General features: G+C 64.7%; 20 protein-coding genes. 9 read left to right on the forward strand and 11 right to left on the reverse strand.

The window, feature by feature from the left end; all coding sequences use genetic code 11:
• Position 1: 1 nt before the first annotated feature.
• The 6 genes from ABGX75_RS00170 to ABGX75_RS00195 all read right to left on the reverse strand — a co-directional run bounded on the left by ABGX75_RS00170 (position 2) and on the right by ABGX75_RS00195 (position 5,689).
• On the reverse strand, positions 2–1,195 hold the full coding sequence (locus ABGX75_RS00170; RefSeq protein ID WP_347410907.1) for a cupin domain-containing protein: 1,194 nt from the start codon (positions 1,193–1,195) through the stop codon (positions 2–4).
• 157 nt (positions 1,196–1,352) lie between these two features.
• Positions 1,353–2,717: an adenylosuccinate lyase gene (gene purB, locus ABGX75_RS00175; RefSeq protein WP_347410906.1), complete on the reverse strand. Its 1,365-nt coding sequence runs from the start codon at positions 2,715–2,717 to the stop codon at positions 1,353–1,355.
• A 45-nt stretch (positions 2,718–2,762) separates the two neighbouring features.
• A complete protein-coding gene (gene hflD, locus ABGX75_RS00180) occupies positions 2,763–3,407 on the reverse strand; it encodes a high frequency lysogenization protein HflD (protein WP_179153490.1) in 645 nt (214 codons plus the stop codon).
• Positions 3,404–4,558, reverse strand: a complete 1,155-nt coding sequence (gene mnmA, locus ABGX75_RS00185) for a tRNA 2-thiouridine(34) synthase MnmA (RefSeq protein WP_347410905.1) — start codon at positions 4,556–4,558, stop codon at positions 3,404–3,406. The genes hflD and mnmA overlap by 4 nt, the downstream gene beginning before the upstream one ends.
• Positions 4,559–4,643: 85 nt before the next feature.
• Complete coding sequence (locus tag ABGX75_RS00190; protein ID WP_011507736.1) at positions 4,644–5,093, reverse strand: NUDIX hydrolase; 450 nt, start codon at positions 5,091–5,093, stop codon at positions 4,644–4,646.
• A complete protein-coding gene (locus tag ABGX75_RS00195) occupies positions 5,090–5,689 on the reverse strand; it encodes a pseudouridine synthase (protein ID WP_035415225.1) in 600 nt (199 codons plus the stop codon). The genes ABGX75_RS00190 and ABGX75_RS00195 overlap by 4 nt, the downstream gene beginning before the upstream one ends.
• Before the next feature lie 287 nt (positions 5,690–5,976).
• Between ABGX75_RS00195 and clpS the strand changes: the two genes are divergently transcribed.
• Both clpS and clpA read left to right on the forward strand, forming a co-directional pair.
• Complete coding sequence (gene clpS / locus ABGX75_RS00200) at positions 5,977–6,312, forward strand: ATP-dependent Clp protease adapter ClpS (RefSeq protein ID WP_224114614.1); 336 nt, start codon at positions 5,977–5,979, stop codon at positions 6,310–6,312.
• Between the two features lie 112 nt (positions 6,313–6,424).
• Positions 6,425–8,686, forward strand: a complete 2,262-nt coding sequence (gene clpA, locus ABGX75_RS00205) for an ATP-dependent Clp protease ATP-binding subunit ClpA (protein ID WP_011507733.1) — start codon at positions 6,425–6,427, stop codon at positions 8,684–8,686.
• A 116-nt stretch (positions 8,687–8,802) separates the two neighbouring features.
• Here the strand turns inward: clpA and infA are convergent, their stop codons facing one another.
• From infA to aat, 3 genes are all read right to left on the reverse strand, one after another.
• Positions 8,803–9,021: a translation initiation factor IF-1 gene (gene infA / locus ABGX75_RS00210; RefSeq protein WP_011507732.1), complete on the reverse strand. Its 219-nt coding sequence runs from the start codon at positions 9,019–9,021 to the stop codon at positions 8,803–8,805.
• A 184-nt stretch (positions 9,022–9,205) separates the two neighbouring features.
• Complete coding sequence (locus ABGX75_RS00215; protein WP_110061740.1) at positions 9,206–9,949, reverse strand: arginyltransferase; 744 nt, start codon at positions 9,947–9,949, stop codon at positions 9,206–9,208.
• Entirely contained in the window at positions 9,946–10,716 is a 771-nt protein-coding gene (gene aat, locus ABGX75_RS00220; protein WP_110061741.1) for a leucyl/phenylalanyl-tRNA--protein transferase, read from the reverse strand. The genes ABGX75_RS00215 and aat overlap by 4 nt, the downstream gene beginning before the upstream one ends.
• A 346-nt stretch (positions 10,717–11,062) precedes the next feature.
• Between aat and ABGX75_RS00225 the strand changes: the two genes are divergently transcribed.
• From ABGX75_RS00225 to ABGX75_RS00235, 3 genes are all read left to right on the forward strand, one after another.
• Entirely contained in the window at positions 11,063–14,320 is a 3,258-nt protein-coding gene (locus ABGX75_RS00225) for a DNA translocase FtsK 4TM domain-containing protein (RefSeq protein WP_110061742.1), read from the forward strand.
• A gap of 191 nt (positions 14,321–14,511) precedes the next feature.
• Positions 14,512–15,144 carry an outer membrane lipoprotein chaperone LolA gene (lolA, locus tag ABGX75_RS00230; protein WP_011507728.1) on the forward strand — a complete coding sequence of 211 codons (633 nt, stop codon included), beginning with the start codon at positions 14,512–14,514 and terminating at the stop codon, positions 15,142–15,144.
• Positions 15,145–15,274: 130 nt separating this feature from the next.
• Positions 15,275–15,580, forward strand: a complete 306-nt coding sequence (locus ABGX75_RS00235; protein ID WP_011507727.1) for an MTH1187 family thiamine-binding protein — start codon at positions 15,275–15,277, stop codon at positions 15,578–15,580.
• 21 nt (positions 15,581–15,601) lie between these two features.
• Here the strand turns inward: ABGX75_RS00235 and ABGX75_RS00240 are convergent, their stop codons facing one another.
• Positions 15,602–16,510 (reverse strand): LysR family transcriptional regulator ArgP, encoded by a 909-nt coding sequence (locus tag ABGX75_RS00240; protein ID WP_035415235.1) that lies wholly within the window; start codon positions 16,508–16,510, stop codon positions 15,602–15,604.
• Between the two features lie 106 nt (positions 16,511–16,616).
• Between ABGX75_RS00240 and ABGX75_RS00245 the strand changes: the two genes are divergently transcribed.
• From ABGX75_RS00245 to ABGX75_RS00255, 3 genes are all read left to right on the forward strand, one after another.
• Complete coding sequence (locus ABGX75_RS00245) at positions 16,617–17,228, forward strand: LysE family transporter (protein WP_011507725.1); 612 nt, start codon at positions 16,617–16,619, stop codon at positions 17,226–17,228.
• A gap of 147 nt (positions 17,229–17,375) precedes the next feature.
• The gene (locus ABGX75_RS00250) at positions 17,376–19,187 is read left to right on the forward strand and encodes an acyl-CoA dehydrogenase C-terminal domain-containing protein (RefSeq protein WP_110061743.1); all 1,812 of its coding nucleotides are present in this window, start codon (positions 17,376–17,378) and stop codon (positions 19,185–19,187) included.
• Positions 19,188–19,334: 147 nt separating this feature from the next.
• Positions 19,335–20,417 carry an AI-2E family transporter gene (locus ABGX75_RS00255; RefSeq protein ID WP_011507723.1) on the forward strand — a complete coding sequence of 361 codons (1,083 nt, stop codon included), beginning with the start codon at positions 19,335–19,337 and terminating at the stop codon, positions 20,415–20,417.
• A gap of 71 nt (positions 20,418–20,488) precedes the next feature.
• Here ABGX75_RS00255 and trxA read toward each other — a convergent pair whose 3' ends face one another.
• Complete coding sequence (gene trxA / locus ABGX75_RS00260) at positions 20,489–20,812, reverse strand: thioredoxin (protein WP_011507722.1); 324 nt, start codon at positions 20,810–20,812, stop codon at positions 20,489–20,491.
• A gap of 258 nt (positions 20,813–21,070) precedes the next feature.
• On the opposite strand from trxA, the gene cysB reads away from it, so the two are divergent.
• The gene (gene cysB / locus ABGX75_RS00265; RefSeq protein ID WP_011507721.1) at positions 21,071–22,042 is read left to right on the forward strand and encodes an HTH-type transcriptional regulator CysB; all 972 of its coding nucleotides are present in this window, start codon (positions 21,071–21,073) and stop codon (positions 22,040–22,042) included.
• Positions 22,043–22,062 lie beyond the last annotated feature (20 nt).

Below are 22,062 nucleotides of genomic sequence, written 5' to 3' on the forward strand. Positions count from 1 at the left end.
GTCACGCCTCCTCGTCCTCGGCATCCTCGTCCTGCCACTGCAGACTGCCGCGATTGAGCAACTCGGTGAGCAGCGACAGGGCAGCGTCGTCGAGATGTTCTGCCAGGGTGGCGGCATGCAGCGGCGTGGTGTCGGCGAGCAGGCGGGCCAGCGGCGGCGGGCAGGCATGACCGTCGCCATCCACGAACAGGGTGGTCTCGCCGTCTTCATCATGAAAGGCGAAGCGCGAGCCCAGGGCGCGTTCCAGGTAACGGCCTTGTGCCAGCGCCTCGGCGGTGGCCGCGCTGTCCATCGGCGTGTCGAGCGGGGCGAGCTGATCGACGTACTTGGGCTGCGTCATGACACGGCCGAACCACTGGGCCATCTGTGCCGGGTCGTCGATGACCGAGAGCATCAGTCGCCGCAGCCGGGCGATGGCCTGATCGTCGAGTTGACCGGCATGCGCGCAGGGAGCGAGATCGGGGTCGGTGTAGCGCCGTGAATCGGGCTGCATTTCGCCGAGATAGTCGGCGAACGAGGTGATGACCTCGTCGGCGGAGGGGGCCCGGAAACCGATCGAATAGGTCATGCAGTCGGCGCTCTGGCTGACGCCGTGATGAGCGATGCGCGGCGGCAGATACAGCATGTCGCCGGGCTCGAGCACCCAGTCCTCGTCCGCCGTCACCTCGAAGCGCTCGAGCATGCGCAGGTCGATGCCCGAGACGATCGGGGCATCGTCGGGCTGTTCGCCGCCGAGTTGCCAACGCCGCTGGCCGCTGCCCTGGAGCAGGAAGACGTCGTAATTGTCCACGTGCGGGCCCACGCTGCCTTCGGGAGGCGCGTAGCTGACCATGACGTCGTCGAGTCGCCAGCGCGGCAGGAAGTCGAAGGCATCGAGCAGGGCTGCGACCTCGGGTACGTAATGGTCGACGGCCTGAACCAGCAGGGTCCATTCTCGGTCGGGCAGGCGCGCGAAGGTGGCGTCACCGAAAGGCCCGTGGCTGACCTGCCAGGGCTTGTCGGGGCCCTGGGCTTCGACGAGCCGGGCCTCGATGCCGTCTTCGCAGGCCAGGCCGGCGAGTTCCTCGGGGGCAAGCGGCGACGCGAAGTCGGGGAATGCGCCACGAATCAGCAGCGGTTTTTTCTGCCAGTAGTCACGCAGGAAGGTCTCGGCGGTCAAGCCGCCGAGTATCGATAGGGGGGTATTTGCGGACATGGGCACTACCTCTTGCAATGCTGACCGTGGGTGGCTTGGAGTCGAGGCTGTTCCGGCGACAGGCCTGCGCGAGGGGGGCGCTGTCAAAGCCTCCCTGTACGCCTCCGCTTCGGCCTGTCCCCGGTGCCGTTTACCTGGTGATGTCGGCGCTTCCCGCTTATAGATTGCGAGCCTGCTCGCTGGCGTTCCCGATATAGGTGGCCGGGGTCAGTGCCTTGAGCTCGGTCTTGACGTCGTCGGGCAGTTCCAGAGTGTCGATGAAGGCCGCGAAGCCGGCCTGGTCGACGCGCTTGCCACGCGTCAGCGTCTTGAGCTTCTCGTAGGGTTTCTCGATGCCGTAACGGCGCATCACGGTCTGGATCGGCTCGGCGAGGACTTCCCAGTTCTGGTCGAGGTCCTCGTCGAGACGTGCGGGATTGGCTTCCAGCTTGCCGATGCCCTTGAGGGTGGCCTGATAGGCGATCAAGCCGTACGCCAGACCCACGCCGAGGTTGCGCAGCACCGTGGAGTCGGTCAGATCGCGCTGCCAGCGGGAGATCGGCAGTTTCTGGGCGAGGTGACCGAGCAGCGCGTTGGAGAGGCCGAGATTGCCCTCGGAGTTCTCGAAATCGATGGGATTGACCTTGTGGGGCATGGTCGAGGAGCCGACTTCCCCCTCGACGGTCTTCTGCTTGAAGTAGCCTAGCGAAATGTAGCCCCACACGTCGCGGTCGAAGTCGATCAGGATGGTGTTGAAGCGGGCGATGGCGTCGAACAGTTCGGCGATGTAGTCGTGCGGCTCGATCTGCGTGGTGTAGGGGTTGAAGGTCAGCCCCAGGCCTTCGACGAAGATGCGCGCATTCTCGGCCCAGTCGATCTCGGGGTAGGTGGCCAGGTGGGCATTGTAGTTGCCTACCGCGCCGTTGATCTTGCCGAGGATTTCGGCTTGCTCGATCTGCTTGAGCTGGCGGCGCAGGCGGTATGCCACGTTGGCCATTTCCTTGCCCAGCGTGGTGGGGCTGGCGGTCTGGCCGTGGGTACGCGAGAGCATGGGCTGCTCGGCATGCTCGTGGGCCAGGCGCGTGATGGCGGTGACGGTTTCGCGCAGCGTCGGCAGCAGCGTGTCGAGTCCGTCACGCAGCATCACGCCGTAGGACAGGTTGTTGATGTCCTCGCTGGTGCAGGCGAAGTGGATGAATTCGGTGATCGCGTGAAGCTCGTCGACCTCGGCGATCTTTTCCTTGAGGAAGTACTCCACCGCCTTGACGTCGTGATTGGTGGTGCGCTCGATGTCCTTGATGCGCTCGGCGTCGGCGACCGAGAACTCGCTCACCAGCTGGCTCAGGAAGTTGGTGGCCTGGGCCGAGAGCGGTGGCACCTCGACGATCCCCGGATGCGCGGCGAGACGCTCCAGCCAGCGCACCTCGACGGTGACGCGAGCCCGGATCAAGCCGTATTCGCTGAAATGTTCGCGCAAGGCGGCGGCTTTGGCGCCATAGCGGCCATCGACGGGGGAGAGGGCGGTGAGGGCGGACAATTCCATGGGTGTCGTCTTCCTGATTGTGAATCGAATCGCGCGGCGCAGCGCTCAGTGGCCATCCAGAGCGGCCAGGGACTTCTTGATGCCCTGGCGTTGAAACAGCAGTTTCCAGCGGCGGCCACCCTGCTGGTGCCAGAGCAGGGCGAAACGCACCCCGGTGAGCAGGGCGGCACGCACGCGCTCGGGCATCATGCGGCTTTGCAGCAGGCTGGGATCGCCCTGTACGACGATGCGGTAGCGGAACGTGGACAAGGTGTCCTGGTACAGCTGACCGAGGCTGGCGATCACGTTCTCGTGAGTGTCGCCGAAATGCTCGGCCTGACCCTGGATGCGGGTCAGGCGCTCCCCCAGCGACGCCATCATGGTGTCGTCCTTGCGCAGCTTCTGCATCAGCAGGACCAGCGAAAACCCGTAGCGCATGACGGCGGGATCGCTGTGCTGGCGGTTCATCACGGCGCTGAGGGTATCGATGCCCAGGCGCAGGTTGTTGTGGTGGCCACCGTAGATGGTCGCGAAACTGTCGGGATTGGTATCCAGCGTGGCGCGAATCAGCGTGTTCCAGGCGCGTTCGTCGCATTGCCCGGTGCGCGCGAGTTGATCGACCACCGCGGCGGCCTGAAAGACACCGGCCAACGCCAGGGCCTGGCGTGTGACAGCGCTCTGCGGCGCGTTCTGAATCGGGGTCGGTGTCATGCGGCGTTATCTCCTCGATGCTCGCTGTGGTTCCAGGTCGAACGGATGACGCCACCGCCCAGGCAGATGTCGCCGTCGTAGAGCACCAGGGACTGTCCCGGCGTGACCGCACGCTGGGGCTCGTCGAAACGCGCCTCGACGCCGCCGTCCTCGAGCACGCGGACGTGACAGGCGACGTCCTGCTGGCGGTAGCGGGTCTTCGCCTGGAGGCGCGCCTCCGGCGCCGGCGGTTGACCGGCGACCCATTCCACGGGCTCGGTGCTCAGGCTGTCGGTATACAAGAGCGGGTGATGCTTGCCCTGCACGGCGATCAGCACGTTGCGCTCGAGGTCCTTGGCCGCCACGTACCAGGGCGCATCGGGATGATTGGGCAGGCCGCCGATGCCCAGTCCCTGGCGCTGGCCGAGGGTGTAGTACATCAGCCCCATGTGCTCGCCGATGACCTCGCCCTCGGGCGTTTCGATGACGCCCGGTTGCGCGGGCAGGTATTGTTTCAGGAAGTCGCTGAAGCGCCGTTCACCGATGAAGCAGATGCCCGTGGAATCCTTCTTGCGCGCCGTGGTCAGGCCGTGGCGCTCGGCGATGGCGCGTACTTCGCTTTTCTCCATCTCGCCGACCGGGAACAGCGTGCGCGCGATGGCGACCTCCGGCACGGCGTGCAGGAAGTAGCTCTGGTCCTTGTTGGCATCGAGCCCCTTGAGCAGCCGGCAGTGACCGTCGCGCCAGCCCTGACGGACGTAATGGCCCGTGGCGATCTTCTCGGCACCGAGCATCTCGGCGTACTCGAGGAAGACTTTGAACTTGATCTCGCGGTTGCAGAGGATATCGGGATTGGGCGTGCGGCCGGCCTTGTACTCGGCGAGAAAATGCTCGAAGACGTTATCCCAGTACTCGGCGGCGAAGTTCGCCGTGTGCAACGTGATGCCCAGGGTGTCGCATACGGCCTGGGCGTCGGCAAGATCTTCCTTGGCGGTGCAGTATTCGGTGCCGTCGTCCTCGTCCCAGTTCTTCATGAACAGGCCTTCGACCGCATAGCCCTGCTCCAGCAGGGTCAGGGCGGTCACGGACGAATCGACGCCGCCCGACATGCCGACGATGACTTTGCACGCGGTAGTGGCCCCCGCGGCCCGGGATCCCGTGGCGTGAGACATGGTCACTCTCGAATGGGTGGAGGATGAATGGCTGTCAAAACGGCCATTATACCTGAAACCGGCTTCAGGCTTCGAGGTCGCGGCATCAGCGTTCGTGAATCACGTCGAGAGGAAACTGGCGTCCGGCCATGGCGTCGCGGATCCGCTTGAGCACCAGCGGGCTGCGCAGGCGATGCGAGCGTTCCAGGGCTTCGATCTCGTCGAGCGTCAGCCAGTGCGCGGCGACGATGCCGCTGTCCAGATCGTTGCCCAGATGGGCGAGGGGGATGCCGACGAAGGCATGACTGTGAAAGGTCAGGTCGTCGGGTGCGGTATAGACGTAAAGCCCCAGATAGCCGGTCAAGGTGATATGCCAGGCGGCCTCCTCACGGGTTTCGCGTTCGGCGGCCTGGGTCAGACGTTCGCCGGGCTCGAGATGGCCGGCGGGCTGGTTGAACAGGCTGAAGGGCCCGCCCTTGTCTTCCTCGACCAGCAGGTAACGGCCCGCGCGCTCGATGACGCTGGCGACGGTGACATGGGGAGACCAGCGGCTCATCGGCGACTCCGGCGGCGCTTGTGGGAGGAAGCCGGCGCGGCCTGGGCGCGCGGCGCATGCAGGGTCTCGCGGCGCCATTCGCCAGGCGCCAGCCCGGCGAGGCGCCATGGTCCGATGGCGACACGAATCAAGCGTAGCGTGGGGTGGCCGACATGCGCCGTCATGCGGCGAACCTGGCGATTGCGTCCCTCGCTCAGGGTGAGCTCGAGCCACGCGGTCGGCACGGCCTCGCGATGCCGCACGGGCGGGTGGCGTGGCGCGACATCGGGTGACTCGAGACGGCGTACCTTGGCCGGGCGGGTGGGGCCGTCACGCAGCGTCACGCCCTGGCGCAGGGCCTGCAATGCGGCGGGCTCCGGCTCGCCCTCGACCTGCACCCAGTAGGTCTTGGGCTGCTTGTGGCGCGGATGACTGATGCGATGCGCCAGTGCGCCGTCTCCGGTGAGCAGCAGCAAGCCTTCCGAGTCGTAGTCGAGACGCCCGGCCGGGTAGATGTCGGGCACGTCGATGGCCTCGGCAAGCGTGGCGCGTCCCCGTGTATCGGTGAACTGCGAGAGCATTTGGTAAGGTTTATGCAGCAGGTACAGCGAACTCATTGGCGGTCTCGGGCCTGTCGACGGCGGCGCACATGGGGCAAAGCCTACTCCGCACCCGGGGCGCAATGCCATACTTGCGGGGTACCGGGGCGCGTGTTTTTTCGCGGCGCCCGCCTTGCATCCACGTGCGGCCGGCCGCACATTGAGAGAACCGGAGCGGCCGGTGGCGTTCACCCTGGTGACCCTGCCCCGTCGAATCCGGCGCGCACTTACGGACATTTCCATCTATGTTTGAACCAGAACACCCATTCGTCTCCCCCATGTCTTACGCAGAGGTCATCCTGGGCATGACACGTCCGCCCGACGACGATCCCCACGAAGATCCGGAAGGCGACGTTTCGGTCCAGTCGGCGGATCCCGAGCTGGCTCAGCCGCCGATGTACAAGGTCGTGCTGCACAACGACGATTTCACTCCCATGGAGTTCGTCGTCGAGGTGCTGCAAAGCTTCTTCGCGATGGAGCGGGAAAAGGCCGTGCAGGTCATGCTCGTCGTGCATACGCACGGCAAGGCCACCTGCGGTATTTTCACCCGCGATATCGCGGAAACCAAATGTCACCAGGTCAACGAGTACGCACGCGAATGTCAGCACCCGCTGCTGTGCGATATCGATAAAACCGATTGATTACGGCACTGCTGCGTTGAAGTGTGGTCCAAGGTAGCACTTGCATAACCTCTGTTTGTGCTCGATTGTGAAAGTGCCGACAGACGCCATAGGCGGCCAAGAGGGGATTGCCATGTTGAGCAAAGAACTTGAACTCACCCTGAACACGGCCTTCACCGTGGCGCGTTCCAAGCGCCACGAGTTCATGACCGTGGAACATCTGCTGCTGGCGTTGTTGGACAATGCCTCCGCGGCCGATGTGTTGCGAGCCTGCGGCGCCAATCTCGAGAAGCTGCGCGCCGATCTTCAGGATTTCATCAATTCCACCACCCCCCTGATCCCCGATGAGCAGGAGGATCGCGAGACGCAGCCGACGCTGGGCTTCCAGCGCGTACTGCAGCGCGCGGTCTTCCACGTGCAGTCCTCGGGCAAGTCGGAGGTGACCGGCGCCAATGTCCTGGTCGCGATTTTCTCCGAACAGGAAAGCCAGGCCGTCTATTTCCTCAAGCAGCAGAACGTGGCGCGCGTCGATGCGGTGAACTATATCGCCCACGGCATCTCCAAGGTCGCCGGCCACGGCCAGTCGCCGTCCTCCCAGGAAAGCGAGGATGCCGAGGAAGGCGTGTCCGAAGGCGGCACCCACCCGTTGACGGGATATGCCACCAACCTCAACGAGCAGGCGCGCCTGGGCAAGATCGATCCGTTGATCGGGCGCGACCACGAGCTCGAGCGCGTCATCCAGATCCTGGCGCGTCGGCGCAAGAACAATCCGTTGCTGGTGGGCGAGGCCGGTGTCGGCAAGACCGCCATCGCCGAGGGCCTGGCCAAGCGTATCGTCGAGGAGGACGTTCCCGACGTGATCAGCGACGGTGTCGTCTATTCGCTCGACATGGGCACCCTGCTGGCCGGTACCAAGTACCGGGGCGACTTCGAGAAGCGGCTCAAGGGCCTGCTCGCCGAATTGCGCAAGCAACCCAATGCGATCCTGTTCATCGACGAGATCCATACCGTGATCGGGGCCGGCGCGGCGTCGGGTGGCGTCATGGACGCCTCCAACCTGCTCAAGCCGCTGCTGTCGTCCGGCGAGCTGCGCTGCATCGGCTCGACGACCTTCCAGGAGTTCCGCGGCATCTTCGAGAAGGATCGCGCGCTGGCACGTCGTTTCCAGAAGGTCGATGTGCCCGAGCCGACCGTGGACGACACCATTCGCATCCTCAAGGGCCTGCGTGGGCGCTTCGAGGAGCATCATGCGCTCAAGTACACCGACACGGCACTGGAAAGCGCGGCGCGGCTGGCGGACCGTTACATCAACGACCGCTACCTGCCCGACAAGGCCATTGACGTGATCGACGAGGCCGGTGCGCATCAGCGCCTGCTGCCGCCCGAGATGCGCGTCTCCACCATCGACGTGGATCAGGTCGAGGCGGTGGTGGCATCGATCGCCCGGATTCCGCCGAAGAGCGTGTCCAGTTCGGATCGCAAGCTGCTGTCCAACCTCGAGCGCGACCTCAAGATGCTGGTGTTCGGGCAGGACGAGGCGATCACCAGCCTGGCGGCGGCAATCAAGCTGTCGCGCGCCGGCCTGAAGTCGCCGGACAAGCCGGTGGGCAGCTTCCTGTTCTCGGGGCCGACTGGTGTCGGCAAGACCGAAGTGGCCCGCCAGCTGTCGCAGTTGATGGGCATCGAGCTGGTGCGCTTCGACATGTCCGAGTACATGGAACGCCACACCGTCTCGCGTCTGATCGGTGCGCCCCCGGGGTACGTCGGATACGACCAGGGCGGGCTGCTGACCGAGGCGATCAACAAGCAGCCGCATTGCGTGCTGCTGCTCGACGAGATCGAGAAGGCGCACCCCGAGGTCTTCAACCTGCTGCTGCAGGTCATGGACCATGGCCGCCTGACGGACAACAACGGGCGCGAAGCCGATTTCCGGCACGTCATCGTGATCATGACGTCGAATGCCGGTGCCGAGCAGATCGCACGGCGCTCCATCGGCTTCCAGACGCAGGATCACTCCTCGGATGCCATGGAAGTGCTGCGCAAGACCTTCTCGCCCGAGTTCCGCAACCGCCTGGACGGCATCATCCAGTTCCACGGCCTGTCTCCCTCGGTGGTGCGCAACGTGGTCGACAAGTTCCTGGTCGAACTGCAGGCGCAACTCGACGAGAAGCGAGTGCAGCTGGACGTCGACGAAACGGCGCGCGCGTGGCTGGCCGAAGAGGGGTACGATCCGGAAATGGGGGCACGCCCGATGGGACGTGTCATTCAGGAAAAGCTCAAGAAGCCGCTGGCCGAGATGATTCTGTTCGGCGATCTCGCCGAGCACGGTGGCGTGGTGCACGTCACGGTCGAGGAGGGCGAGCTGCATCTGGAAACGGAGGCAGCCGTGGCCTGACGGTCTCTCGCCACCGCTTCAAGGCATCACGCTTTACGCCCTGTCATTGTCATGATGACGGGGCGTTTTTCGTGGCCTTGGCGATCGGGCAAACACCGTGTCTGCCTGGCAGGTGCTCAGCGAGCGCGGTAGACGATACGGCCCTTGGACAGATCGTAGGGGGTCAGCTCGACCTTGACCTTGTCGCCGGTCAGGATGCGGATGTAGTTCTTGCGCATCTTGCCGGAAATGTGGGCCGTCACGACGTGGCCGTTTTCCAGCTCGACTCGGAACATGGTGTTGGGAAGGGTATCGACCACGACACCTTCCATTTCAATATGGTCTTCACGTGCCATATTAGGCGTTTCCTCGTATTGCGTTGAAGGCTTCTTCGAAAGTGCGTCACGGAATGCGCCGCATCGACGACGCTGGATACCGGCCGCAACCGGTATCGGTCTTGAAGATAGCCCGATATTCTGCCGCATGCCGCGAGTTAAGGCAAAAAACCCGTGCACGAATTGCCGGTCGGAGCGGTGGAGGTCACTCGACGAGAGGGATCTGGCGCCGCCAGTGGCGGCCGTCGAGATACTCCAGCGGCTCGAAATCCTGCTTGTAGCTCATCTTGCGGCATTGACGGATCCAGTACCCCAGGTAAACGTGGGGGCGGCCGAGCCGGCGGGCCAGCTCGATCTGATGGAGAATCGCATACGTGCCCAGCGACCGCCGCTCGAAGGCCGGTGAAGGGTCGAAGAAGGTGTAGATCGCCGAGACGCCGTGGCTGAGCAGGTCCGTTGCCGCGACGCCGAGCAATTGTCCCTGCAGGCGAAACTCGATCAGCCGGGCGTAGGGGTGATCGAGGGTCAGGAAGGTACGGTACTGCTCGTGACTGGGCGGATACATGTCGCCGTCGGCATGGCGGGTGCGGATGTAGCGGGCATACAGGGCATAATGCTCTTCATGGAAGGCCGCCGGCAGCATGCGGGTCTCAATGTCGGCGTTACGCGAGATCAGCTTGCGCTGCGTGCGCTTGGGCGTGAAATCGTCCACCGGAATGCGCACCGAGATGCAGGCCCGGCAGCCCTCGCAATGGGGACGATAGAGATGCCGCCCGCTGCGCCGGAACCCGAGCAGCGCCAGGGCATCGTACACGCCCTGGCCAGGCTGTTCCTGGGGGTCCAGGAACAGCGTGGTCGCCTCGCGGTCGGGCAGATAGCTGCAGCCGTGCGGGACCGTGAGGAAAAAGCGCAGGTCTCGCGTGAGCTGGGACGGTGTGTTGCTGCTCATGTCGACTCTCTACTCATGTCGCCCCGACGCATGTCGGCGCCCGGTCCATGGCGGCTCGCGCCAGCACATCCGTCAGTGGAGGGAGCGGCGGGCCACAACGATGATGAAACGGGCGCAGATACATACTGGTCAAGATAGTCGATGAACGTCGTGCGAGCGATGCAGCGCGCCCCGAGGCTTGCCAGGTGCGGGGTGTGAACCTGGCAGTCGATCAGGCGGCCGCCGTGGGCGGCCAGGTGACGCGCCAGATGCACGAGTGCCACCTTCGAGGCATCGGCGACCCGACTGAACATCGACTCACCGAAGAAAACGCCGCCCAGGGCGATGCCGTAAAGTCCGCCGACCAGCTCGCCGTCCCGCCACACCTCGACCGAATGCGCATCGCCCTCGATGTGCAGGCGGCAGTAGGCAGCGTGCATGGCGGGCGTGATCCAGGTTCCTTCCGCGGCAGCGCGGGTGGTCGCACAGGCCGTGATGACGGCCTCGAAGGCATGGTCGAAGGTGACCGTGAAGCCGGCGTTGCGCAGGCGCTTGGCGAGGCTGCGGCGAACGTGGATCTCCTCGGGAAACAGCACCAGGCGCGGATCGGGACTCCACCACAGAATGGGCTCACCGGGCGCGAACCACGGGAAGATGCCGTGACGATATGCACAGCGCAGCCATGCCGGCGTGAGATCGCCGCCGGCGGCGAGCAGGCCGTCCGGTTCGCGCAGGGCATGTTCGACGGCGGGGAATGCGACCCGATGGGCAGGTAGCCAAGGCAACATGGAGGTAGGCTCCAGCACTGACGTCAGGGGGTTCGCATCAGCGTACGTCAGGTGGGCTGTCGATAACCACCCGCTTCGCCTCCCGGCCGCGTGGCGTCGCTTCCCGGCGACAGCAGAGGACGACGTTTGCCCCTGTGACGCAGCGCACGGGGTGGGTATGATGGCACTCCTGATCGTCCAGGCGCCTTCCGGTGACCGAGGCGGCAAACGCTTGCGGGAGCACGCCAGGGACGACCACCGATCATGAGATGCGAGCCGACCTCGTGCGGATGCGACAGGGACTGCTCGCATCGGGCGGCGTTGGTAACACCGGTATCGCCATACGTGGCGCAAGGGGGATGGCCACTTGAGTGTCAACGAAAAACGCAATGAACGCCGACAAGCGGCGTCGCAGGCCAAGGAGCAGGCACGTCGGGTCGTGATGCACCTGCAGGGTGTGACGCGCGAAGGTGCCGCCATCGTGCTGCTGGCGGTCTGTGTCTTTCTCCTGCTGTCGCTGTTCAGCTATGCATCGAGCGATCCGGGGTGGTCGCACAGCGGCCCGGACCAGTCGATTGCCAACTGGATGGGGCCTGTCGGTGCGTGGCTGGCCGACGTGCTGTATTCGCTGTTCGGCGCCAGTGCGCTGTGGTGGCCGGGCATGTTCGGCTTCGCGGCCTGGCGGATGCTGCGCGCGCGGGAAGTGAGCATCGCCTGGGACCCGACCGCACTATCGGTCAGAACCAGCGGTCTGGTGCTGCTGTTGCTGAGCACCACGACCCTTGGCGCCTTGCATTTCTATCACCCCGACAGCGAACTGCCCTACGCGGCGGGCGGCATTCTGGGCGAAGGACTGGTCGGTGCCCTGCAGCCCCTGCTCAACATGCAGGGCACCACCCTGGTCGCGTTGGTCGCTTTCATGTGCGGGTTCACCCTGTTCACCGGCATGACCTGGCTGGCGGTGATGGACGAGCTGGGGCGCGGCATGTACCGCTTGCTGGGCTGGGGCGTTTCCAAGTGGTCGGGAGGCCGTGAACGACGCGCCGAGCGCCGGGCGGCTTCCGAGGGCGACGACGCAGCCGAGGCGTACCATGAGCCCCGGCTGGCCGATGGCGCGGACGTGTCGGACACCGACGATGAGGCGCGCGACGAAGAAGAGGTCGCCCCGCATACGCCCTGGTGGCAGCGCTGGTGGCCGTCGCGTCGCGCGCCCCAGCTCGGCGGCGATTCCCCGGAACCGGCCTATGCCTCGGCGCAGGCCCGGCGCGTGGAGCCGTCCTTCGATGCCCGCGAGGCAGCCGCGCCTGCCGCCTCGGCATGGCGCAACGACGGCAAGACCGATATCCCCTGGGACGTGCCCGAGCACACGCCTTCCGCCAAGCGCCCTGAAGCCGCCTATTCCGCGCAACAGAGTGCTGACGACGCACGCGATGGCGAGCCGGTCCACGCCAGGACCGCCGCGTCGACGCGTCAGTCGTCCACGGCCGATGCCGCTGACGGCCCTGCTGCCGAGAAGCAGGAAGCAGGCGAGGACGGCGAAGTGCCCCGTTCAGCCGAGACATCGCCTCGGACGCCATCCGGTACGGATACCGATACCGAGACCCCGATGCGGGCCGATGTCACGCGGCGTCGCATTCCCGAGCCGATTCCGGAGCCGCTCACTGCCGACGACGATGACGATGTGCCGCTCGGCGATTGGGGCATCCAGGCCCGTCGCGACGACGATGACGTCGGAACGGCGTCCTTTGCCCCGCCGCCTCCCGAGGCCGACGACATCCCGCCTGCGGCCTCCGAGGATGCCGCGTCACCGGCACCCGCGCCCGAGACGCCTTCGGCAGCGCCGCGCCCTCGCATCAGCTGGGACGACGAAGCCCCGCAAGCGCACTCATCGGCACCGGCCTCGGCGCCCCCCGAGCCCGAGGTGTCGGATGCGCCTTCGGCGGATGCGTCACGGTCGGCGCCGCGTGGTCGGGTGGAAAGCGCGCCCGGGGAAACGCCCGAGGCGCGCGCCGCCGAGCCGTCGGCGAGCGAGCCGGAAGGCGATGACGAGGCCCCGGCGCTGTGGACGGTGGAGCATCTGCAGAATCAGCGTCCCGAGACCGTGCCGTCGACCGAGCCCGAAGGGGCGTTGCCCACCTTGCGGCTATTGACGCCGACCGGTGAGCAAAAACCCAACTATACCGACGAGCAGCTGGCGGACATGGCCGAGCTGCTGGAAACGCGGCTGCGTGAGTACGGCGTCAAGGCCGAGGTCGTCGATACCTGGCCGGGCCCGGTCATCACCCGCTTCGAGATCAAGCCCGCCGCCGGGGTCAAGGTCTCCAAGATCAGCAACCTGTCGAAGGACCTGGCGCGTTCGCTGATGGTCAAGAGCGTGCGCGTGGTGGAGATCATTCCCGGGCGCCCCACGGTGGGGATCGAAATTCCCAACCCCAACCGTGCCATGATCCGGCTGCGGGAAGTGCTCGATTCGGATGTCTATCAGCAGGCCGAGTCGCCGCTCACCATGGGGCTGGGCCAGGACATCGGCGGCAATCCGGTGGTCGCCAACCTCAACAAGATGCCGCACCTGCTGGTGGCCGGTACCACGGGGTCGGGCAAGTCGGTGGGCGTCAATGCCATGCTCATCTCGATGCTCCTCAAGGCGACGCCGGACGAGGTGCGCATGATCATGGTCGACCCGAAGATGCTGGAGCTGTCGGTCTACGACGGCATTCCGCATCTGCTGGCGCCGGTGGTCACCGACATGAAGGAAGCCGCCAACGCATTGCGCTGGTGCGTGGCCGAAATGGAGCGGCGCTACAAGCTGATGGCAGCGATGGGCGTGCGCAACCTGGCCGGCTTCAACGCCAAGCTCGACGAGGCCGAACGGCATGGCGCCCAGGTCGCCGACCCGTTGTGGGAGCCGCAACCCTGGGAAATGCACGAGCAGCCGCCGGTGCTCGAGAAGCTGCCGTACATCGTGGTGGTGATCGACGAATTCGCCGACATGTTCATGATCGTGGGCAAGAAGGTGGAAGAGTTGATCGCCCGCCTGGCCCAGAAGGCGCGCGCGGCGGGAATTCACTTGATTCTCGCGACGCAGCGCCCCTCGGTGGACGTGGTGACCGGCCTGATCAAGGCCAACATTCCCACGCGCATGGCTTTCCAGGTGTCCTCCAAGGTGGACTCTCGCACCATCCTCGACCAGGGCGGTGCCGAGAACCTGCTGGGGCATGGCGACATGCTCTATCTCCCGGCCGGGGCCGGCATGCCCACGCGTGTCCACGGGGCCTTCGTCGACGATGATGAAGTCCATCGCATCGTCGAGGACTGGAAGCGTCGCGGCGAACCCGAGTACGTCGACGAAATTCTCTCCGGCGGGGTGTCCGCCGATGCCTTGACGGGGCTCGAGGCGGAAGGCGGCGACGGCGACGATCCCGAGCAGGACGCGCTCTACGACGAGGCCGTGCAATTCGTCACCGAGTCGCGCCGTGCCTCGATTTCCGCCGTGCAGCGCCGTTTCAAGATCGGCTACAACCGTGCTGCGCGTCTGGTCGAGGCCATGGAAGCCGCCGGCGTCGTGACCTCGATGGGAACCAACGGGGCACGCGAAGTGCTGGCGCCGCCGCCCGTGGATCGCTGACGCCGGCCTGCAATCGGTGGGCGGCCGAAAGGCGCAAGGGAAAGGTGCAAAGAGTGTGAACGCCATGACGGAACTGCAACTTTCGGCCCGGCGTGGCGTCCCACGAGTGATACGCAAAGTCGGCGAGCGAGGCGCGGTCAGTTTCGGGCAACGCCTGGCGAGCAATGCAGATGATGAAACGAGGAGTGGGCATGAGAGCATTCAAGTGGGCGCTGGCGATCGGCGCGACGCTCGCGTTGCCATTGACGGCGCAGGCGCAGACGGGTGGCGCGGAGCGTTTGGCGGCACTGCTGGAGTCGGTCACCTCCTACTCGGCGGATTTCGATCAGCAGATCCTCGATGGCGGTGGCCAGCGCCTGCAGGAAGCCGAGGGTCACATGTGGCTCTCGCGGCCGGGCAAGTTCCACTGGGAAGTCGAGGCGCCGTACCGGCAAGTGGTGGTCTCCGATGGTGACAAGGTCTACCTCTACGACCCCGATCTGGAACAGGTGAGCGTGCGGCCGCTGGATACGCGGGTCACGCACACGCCGGCACTGCTGTTATCGGGAAGCGCCGACGCCTTGACGGAAAACTACGCCGTGGAAAGTCGCCAGGGCGATGACGAGGAAACCTTCACGCTGACGCCGAAGTCGCCGGATACGCTGTTCGAAAGCCTGCAGTTGACGTTCGAGAACGAGCGTCTGGAAGGCCTGCAGATGGAGGACAGCACCGGCCAGCGTACCGCCATCGCGTTCGACGACATCGAGGTCAACGGCGATATCGACGCCTCGCGTTTCACCTTCGAGATTCCCGAAGGGGCGGACGTCATCCGCGAGGGAGGCTGAGGCAAGCGGCCTGCCCGGCGCCTCGAGGAGTTCGATCACGAGCTCCGGGCCGGGCACCGTCTGGCCAGTACAGCCTCTGGCCAGTTCATCGTCTCGAAACCGTTTTCGAGAAGCATCCAGGGAGGCCGACATGCATGTCATCGTCGATCTATGCGTGGTACCGCTGGGCGTGGGCGTCTCGGTGGGTGAGCACGTCGCGGCTTGTCAGCGCGTCATCGAGGCGTCGAACCTCGAGTACCGCATGCATGCATATGGAACCAACATCGAAGGGCCCTGGGATGACGTCATGGCGGTCGTCAAGGCGTGCCACCAACGGGTCCACGAGATGGGCGCTCCGCGCATCACCACCACACTGAAGATGGGCACGCGGACCGATCGCGAACAGCACATGGACGACAAGGTGGCCAGCGTGGCGCGCCGGTTGGGCGACGCCTGATCGCTGCCCCTGTGACGCGTGCTATGTCAGCGACGCCGCCGTCGGCGCCGGCGGCGTGAGCCAGGCACTGCTCATGTCGAGCAGATGGGCCGTCAAGGCATCCAGGGTGTCGCCGCCGTGCCGCCAGTGGTGCCAGTAAAGGGGCACGTCGATGTGACTGTCCGGATCGAGGTCCACCAGACGGCCTTCCTCCAGCTCGCGCGCTACCTGGCGCTCGGGAATCAGGCCATAGCCCATGCCGGCCAGGGCAAGATGCACGAAGCCTTCCGAGGAAGGGCAAAGGTGGTGGGGAAAGGATTCCTTGTAGCCGCGCATCTCCAGGTAGCGATGCTGGAGGCGGTCGTCGGGGCCGAACACGATGGCCGGCGCCTGGCGCAAGGCATCGTGCGTCAAGCCGTCATGGAAATGACGTGAGACGTAGCTGGGGCTGGCGATGGCACGGTAGCGCATGCTGCCCAGGGCATGCGCGCGGGCGCCTTGCACGGGGCGCGGTGTGGCGCAGATGCAGCCGGCCACCTCGCCGTCGCGCATGCGCTTGAGCGCCACGTCCTGATCCTCGACGATCAAGTCCAGCAGCACCCCTTGGCGACGGCAGAACTCGCCGGTCGTCGGCGACCACCACGTGGCCAGGCTATCGGCGTTGATGGCCAGACGCAGCCGCTGTTCGCGCTCGCCGAGGGCAGGGATCTGATCGAGCAAGTCATGTTCGAGCAAGCGTACCTGCTGAACGTGGTTGAGCAGCCGGCGCCCCAGGGGCGTCGGGGCGAGCTTGGGCGTGCGTACCAGCACCGGTTGCCCCAGGCGAGCTTCGAGCAATTTGATGCGCTGCGAGACGGCCGACTGAGTGAGCCCCAGGTAATGCGCGCCGCGTTCGAATCCCCCCTGATCGACCACGACGGCCAGTGCTTCGAGAAGTTTGTAGTCGAGCATCAGTAAACGTTATCACCCATTCCTTGAATTAATTTACCTTATTGCTGTAGTCAAGCGTATTCTGCGCCACTTATCAACGTATCCCGGCTGAAAGGGAGAAACGGATATGTGGAGCTCTTGGTTCAATGGCCTGTTTGTCGGTGCGGGATTGATCATTGCCATCGGTGCGCAGAATGCCTTCGTGCTGCAGCGCGGGCTCAGGAATGAACACCCCTGGTGGGTGGCAACCGTCTGTGCACTTTGCGATCTCGGGCTGATCGGACTGGGCGTGCTGGGACTCGGCGCCTTGCTGGCCACGCATGCGGGGCTGATGCAGGTGGCCCGCTGGGCGGGCGTCGCCTTCTTGTGCTGGCAGGCATGGCAAGCCTGGCAACGCGTGCGTCACCCGGCGGCCTTGCAGGCCGGTGGCGAGGCGTCGCCTCGTCTCTGGCGCGTATTGTCGGCCACGCTGGCGGTGACGTTGCTCAACCCGCATGTGTACCTGGACACGGTGATCATGCTCGGCGCCATCGGTGCGCAGCAGACAGCGCCGATGGCGTTCGTCGTCGGCGCGTCGATGGCCTCGGTGGGGTGGTTCTTCGGCCTCGTGGGTGGCGCCGGCTGGCTGGCGCCTCGCCTGGCCGAGCCGCGTTATTGGCAGGCCATAGAAGGTGTGATCTGCGGAATCTTGCTGCTGGTGGCGTGGCAACTGGCGACGACGCCCCTGGGGGCGGCATGAGTGACGCCGTCTTGGTCGGTGGCGACATTGCCGCGAGGAATTTCGGAATCAAACGAACGCTTGACTTGGTGCCGGCCGAGGCTTAATTTCAAACGCATGTTTGATGTCCCGCGGGCCACCCGCCCGTAATGCTCAGGAGCTTCAGAGATGCCCAGTTATCAGGCGCCGCTACGCGATTTCCGCTTCGCGATGGACGAGGTCCTCGACTATCCCCGGCACTATGCGGGGCTTCCCCAGGCCGACGATGTCACGCCGGACGTCGTGAGTGCGATCCTGGAGGAAGGCGCGCGCTTCACGCGTGATGTGCTGCTGCCGCTCAACCAGGTGGGCGATACGCATGGCTGTCGCCTCGAAGGTGATCAGGTAGTGACGCCGCCGGGCTTCAAGGAGGCGTATGCCCAGTACGTCGAAGGCGGCTGGCCGAGCCTGTCGGGGGATCCGGCGCATGAGGGGCAGGGGTTGCCGACATCGCTGGGCATGGTGTTGTCCGAGATGGTGTGCTCCACCAATCTGGCCTGGGGCATGTATCCGGGGCTTTCCCAGGGGGCAGCGGATGCCTTGCGCCATCATGGCAGCGAAGCCCAGAAGGCGCAGTACCTGGCCAAGCTGAATGCGGGCACCTGGACGGGCACCATGTGCCTCACCGAGCCTCAATGCGGGACCGATCTGGGGTTGATCAAGACGCGCGCCCAGCCCGATGGGGAAGAAGGTTATCGGATCACCGGCACCAAGATCTTCATCTCCGCGGGCGAGCACGATCTGGCCGAGAACATCGTGCACCTGGTACTGGCGAAATTGCCCGATGCCCCGGAGGGCACCAAGGGCATCTCTCTCTTCGTGGTGCCCAAATACCTGCCCGATGCCGAAGGGGGCATCGGCGAGCGCAATGCGGTGAATTGCGGCTCGCTGGAGCACAAGATGGGCATCCATGGCAACGCCACCTGTGTCATGAATTTCGACGGTGCCCGGGGCTTTCTCGTCGGCGAACCTCACAAGGGGCTGGCCTGCATGTTCACGATGATGAACGTGGCCCGTATCGGCGTGGGCATCCAGGGGCTGGGGTTGATGGAGATCAGTTTCCAGAATGCCTTGGCCTATGCCCGTGAGCGCTTGCAGATGCGGGCGCTGTCCGGGGCAAAGAATACCGACAAGCCCGCCGACCCGATCATTGCGCATCCCGATGTACGGCGCATGCTGCTGACCCAGAAGGCCCTGGCCGAAGGGGGGCGCATGATGGTGCTGTATGCCGCGCAACTGGCGGATACCGTCGAATGCTCGGCATCCGACAGCGAACGGGAATCGGCGGAAACGTTGCTCGGGTTGCTGACGCCCATCGTCAAGGCCTTCCTCACGGAGGTGGGCTTCGAGGCCACCAATGAGGGCGTACAGGTCTTCGGGGGGCATGGCTACATTCGTGAATGGGGCATGGAGCAGTACGTGCGCGATGCCCGCATCACGCGGCTGTATGAAGGCACCACGGGTATCCAGGCTCTCGACCTGCTCGGTCGCAAGGTGCTGATGAGCCAGGGAGAGGCCTTGAAGCCCTTCACCAAGCAGATTCACAAGTTCTGCAAGGCCCATGAAGCGAACGATGCCATGGCGGAGTTCGTCACGCCCCTGGCAAAGCTCAACGCCGAGTGGGGCGATCTGACCATGGCGGTGGGCATGAAGGCCATGCAGGATCGCGAGGAAGTCGGTGCCGCGAGTGTCGATTACCTGATGTACGCGGGATATGTGACCCTGGCATTCTTCTGGGCGCGCGCGGCACAGGCGGCGCATGATGCCTTGGCCGGCAATCCCGATGATGCGGCGTTCTATCGCGCCAAGCTCGATACCGCCCGTTTCTACTACCAGCGCCTCTTGCCGCGTACCCGTGCGCACGCCGAGATGATCCGTGCCGGTGGCGATACCCTGATGGCGATGTCGGCCGAGGATTTCGGGCGCGGCTTCGCCATCTGATCGTCGAACCGGGCGCGCAACGCCTCGCATGAATGGGCGGTTCGTTTCGAGCCGCCCATTCGCTCATGCCGCACCACGGGGCGTTTGTGCAAGTCACCCCCGACAGGCAGAATGGGAGGCTGGTTTCGTCAAGGATGCGAACGCCCCATGTCCCCCGGATACGACCCCGGTTCCCAGAACCTCCCTCTCAACTTGATGCTGACCCTGGCGTCCCTGGTGATCATCGTGGGAGGCATGCGCGCCGGTGCCGATCTGCTGATTCCCATTCTGTTGTCGCTCTTCATTGCCGTCATCTGCACATCGCCGGTGCACTGGCTGCATGAGCGCGGCCTTGGCATGCGTCTGTCCGTGCTGGTCACGCTACTGATCCTCGGCGTGCTGGTGACCTTGCTGGGGGCATTGCTCGGCAACAGCTTCGCGACCTTCATGGAAGCCCTCCCGAAGCTGCAGGAGCAACTGCAGGAACACTATCTGGCGGTGCTGCGCTGGCTGGCGGGGCAGGGCATTTCCATCGACCCGCAGGGCATCTCGCGCCTGTTCGATACGTCTAGTGCGACCGACTGGGTACCTGTCTTTCTGGGCAGCGTGGGCAACCTGCTGTCGCAAAGCGTGGTCATCATGCTGCTGGTGATCTTCATGCTGTTCGAGACGCTGGACTTCCGCAACAAGGTGTCGCGCGCCCTGCTCAATCCGGCGCCGAGTCTCAAGCGTTTCACCGAGTTCAGTCGCAACCTGAAACGCTACCTGGCCATCAAGACGGTGATCAGTCTTGTGACCGGGGTGCTGGTGTGGGGCTCGTGCCTGTTGATCGGCGTCGATTTCGCATTGCTGTGGGGCACCCTGGCATTCTGCCTCAACTACATTCCCAACATCGGCTCGGCCCTGGCGGCCGTTCCCGCCGTGCTGTTGACCCTGGCGATGCCCGAAGGGGGCCTGTTCAAGGCAATGGTGCTGGCGGGGGCTTACCTTGCCATCAACTTCTTCATGGGCAATATCATCGAGCCGCGCGTCATGGGACGCACGATGGGGCTTTCCACATTGGTGGCGTTTCTGTCGCTGGTGGTCTGGGGATGGATCTTCGGGCCGGTGGGAATGTTGCTGTCGGTGCCGCTGACCATGACGCTCAAGATCGCGCTGGACAGCCACCCGGAGACACGCTGGCTGGCGAGGCTACTGAGTCCCTCCGAGCGTGCGCGTCGCAAGCGTGGATTGATGACACCGGAGCGCTGAAACGACATCGCCCCGCATGGGAGCGGGGCGATGAAGGTTCTGCGCAGCCTGTCGTTCAGGGGGCTGCTCGATCAGGTGTTCTGGTCGATGAACTGCGTCAGTTGGGACTTCGACTGAGCGCCGACCAGCGAGGCGACCTTGGCACCGGACTTGAACAGCATCACGGTGGGGACACCGCGCACACCTTGTTCGGCGGCGATTTCGGGAGCATCGTCGACGTTGACGCTGACGACCTTGAGGCCACCGGCTTTCTCGTCGGCGACTTCATCGACCACCGGAGCCATCATCTTGCAGGGGCCGCACCACGGTGCCCAGAACTTGAGCAGCACCGGCTGTTCCGCGTTGATGACTTCCTGCTCGAAGTTGGCGGAGGTGACATCGACATTGTTAGCCATTACGAATCTCTCCAGTATTCCGTTGCGCTTTTGCGAGCGTAGATGAGGCGATGGTAGCCGTTGACCATGGCCCTGGCAAATGCCCCATCGGTATGGCGACAATAGGTCGAGCCTATCATGTGAGGGCCTTTCCGCGCACCACCGAGGGGCGTTCTTGCCAGGCCGTCGTGCCTCTTCTACTCTCGCACCATATGCTTTAAAGTAATCACAAATCTGAATTTTATGCCATAAAAGATTGTCGTTCGGGAGACGTCGCTCATGAAGCTCCAGCAGTTGCGTTATATCTGGGAAGTGGCGCGGCACAACCTCAACGTTTCCGCCACAGCGCAGAGCTTGTTCACCTCGCAACCGGGCATTTCCAAACAGATACGCTTGCTGGAAGACGAACTGGGCGTGGAAATCTTCGCGCGTAGCGGCAAGCATCTGACCCGTGTGACGCCCGCCGGCGAGGCCATCATCGAACTGGCCGGCAAGGTGTTGCGCACCGTCGACAACATCAAGCACGTCTCCCAGGAACACAGCGACGAACGGCGCGGCAGTCTCTCGATCGCCACCACACACACCCAGGCGCGCTACGCGCTGCCACCGGTCATTCACGAGTTCCGCCAGAAATACCCCGATGTCGCCCTGCACATGCAGCAGGGCACGCCCAAGCAGATCGCGCAGATGGTCAGCGAAGGCCAGGCCGACTTTGCGATCTGCACCGAGTCCCTGGAGTTGTTCACCGACCTGGTGCTGTTGCCTTGCTATCGCTGGAACCGGTGCGTGCTGGTGCCGCGAGATCATCCGCTGGCGGAGGTCGAGGCACTGACCCTCGAAACGCTGGCCGAGCATCCGCTGGTGACCTATCTATTCGGCTTCACCGGCCGCTCGCAGCTCGATGATGCCTTCAAGGCGCATGACCTCACCCCCAATGTGGTGCTGACCGCCGCCGACGCCGACGTGATCAAGACCTATGTACGGTTGGGTCTGGGCGTGGGGATCGTGGCGCACATGGCGGTCGATCCGGTGGTCGATCGCGACCTGGTGGCGCTGGACGCCAGCCACCTGTTCGCCAGTTCGACGACCAAGATCGGCATTCGCCGCGGTACCTTCATGCGCGGTTTCATGTTCGATTTCGTCAAGCGTTTCGCGCCGCACCTCGACCGGGATAGCGTCGAAGCTGCGCTGGCGGCGGGGCCGCGTCACGAGCAGGGATTGTTCGAGGGCGTGGAACTGCCGGTACGCTGACGAGCCGATACCCCGGCGCG

Source organism: Chromohalobacter sp. (assembly GCF_039830575.1).
GTDB classification, from domain to species: Bacteria; Pseudomonadota; Gammaproteobacteria; order Pseudomonadales; family Halomonadaceae; genus Chromohalobacter; species Chromohalobacter israelensis.

What these genes read in the sequence shown, in the direction of transcription:
- ABGX75_RS00170 (WP_347410907.1), bottom strand. Translation starts at nt 1,195, where the DNA reads ATGTCCGCAAATACCCCCCTATCGATACTCGGCGGCTTGACCGCCGAG.
- purB (WP_347410906.1), bottom strand. Translation starts at nt 2,717, where the DNA reads ATGGAATTGTCCGCCCTCACCGCCCTCTCCCCCGTCGATGGCCGCTAT.
- hflD (WP_179153490.1), bottom strand. Translation starts at nt 3,407, where the DNA reads ATGACACCGACCCCGATTCAGAACGCGCCGCAGAGCGCTGTCACACGC.
- mnmA (WP_347410905.1), bottom strand. Translation starts at nt 4,558, where the DNA reads ATGTCTCACGCCACGGGATCCCGGGCCGCGGGGGCCACTACCGCGTGC.
- ABGX75_RS00190 (WP_011507736.1), bottom strand. Translation starts at nt 5,093, where the DNA reads ATGAGCCGCTGGTCTCCCCATGTCACCGTCGCCAGCGTCATCGAGCGC.
- ABGX75_RS00195 (WP_035415225.1), bottom strand. Translation starts at nt 5,689, where the DNA reads ATGAGTTCGCTGTACCTGCTGCATAAACCTTACCAAATGCTCTCGCAG.
- clpS (WP_224114614.1), top strand. Translation starts at nt 5,977, where the DNA reads ATGACACGTCCGCCCGACGACGATCCCCACGAAGATCCGGAAGGCGAC.
- clpA (WP_011507733.1), top strand. Translation starts at nt 6,425, where the DNA reads ATGTTGAGCAAAGAACTTGAACTCACCCTGAACACGGCCTTCACCGTG.
- infA (WP_011507732.1), bottom strand. Translation starts at nt 9,021, where the DNA reads ATGGCACGTGAAGACCATATTGAAATGGAAGGTGTCGTGGTCGATACC.
- ABGX75_RS00215 (WP_110061740.1), bottom strand. Translation starts at nt 9,949, where the DNA reads ATGAGCAGCAACACACCGTCCCAGCTCACGCGAGACCTGCGCTTTTTC.
- aat (WP_110061741.1), bottom strand. Translation starts at nt 10,716, where the DNA reads ATGTTGCCTTGGCTACCTGCCCATCGGGTCGCATTCCCCGCCGTCGAA.
- lolA (WP_011507728.1), top strand. Translation starts at nt 14,512, where the DNA reads ATGAGAGCATTCAAGTGGGCGCTGGCGATCGGCGCGACGCTCGCGTTG.
- ABGX75_RS00235 (WP_011507727.1), top strand. Translation starts at nt 15,275, where the DNA reads ATGCATGTCATCGTCGATCTATGCGTGGTACCGCTGGGCGTGGGCGTC.
- ABGX75_RS00240 (WP_035415235.1), bottom strand. Translation starts at nt 16,510, where the DNA reads ATGCTCGACTACAAACTTCTCGAAGCACTGGCCGTCGTGGTCGATCAG.
- ABGX75_RS00245 (WP_011507725.1), top strand. Translation starts at nt 16,617, where the DNA reads ATGTGGAGCTCTTGGTTCAATGGCCTGTTTGTCGGTGCGGGATTGATC.
- ABGX75_RS00250 (WP_110061743.1), top strand. Translation starts at nt 17,376, where the DNA reads ATGCCCAGTTATCAGGCGCCGCTACGCGATTTCCGCTTCGCGATGGAC.
- ABGX75_RS00255 (WP_011507723.1), top strand. Translation starts at nt 19,335, where the DNA reads ATGTCCCCCGGATACGACCCCGGTTCCCAGAACCTCCCTCTCAACTTG.
- trxA (WP_011507722.1), bottom strand. Translation starts at nt 20,812, where the DNA reads ATGGCTAACAATGTCGATGTCACCTCCGCCAACTTCGAGCAGGAAGTC.
- cysB (WP_011507721.1), top strand. Translation starts at nt 21,071, where the DNA reads ATGAAGCTCCAGCAGTTGCGTTATATCTGGGAAGTGGCGCGGCACAAC.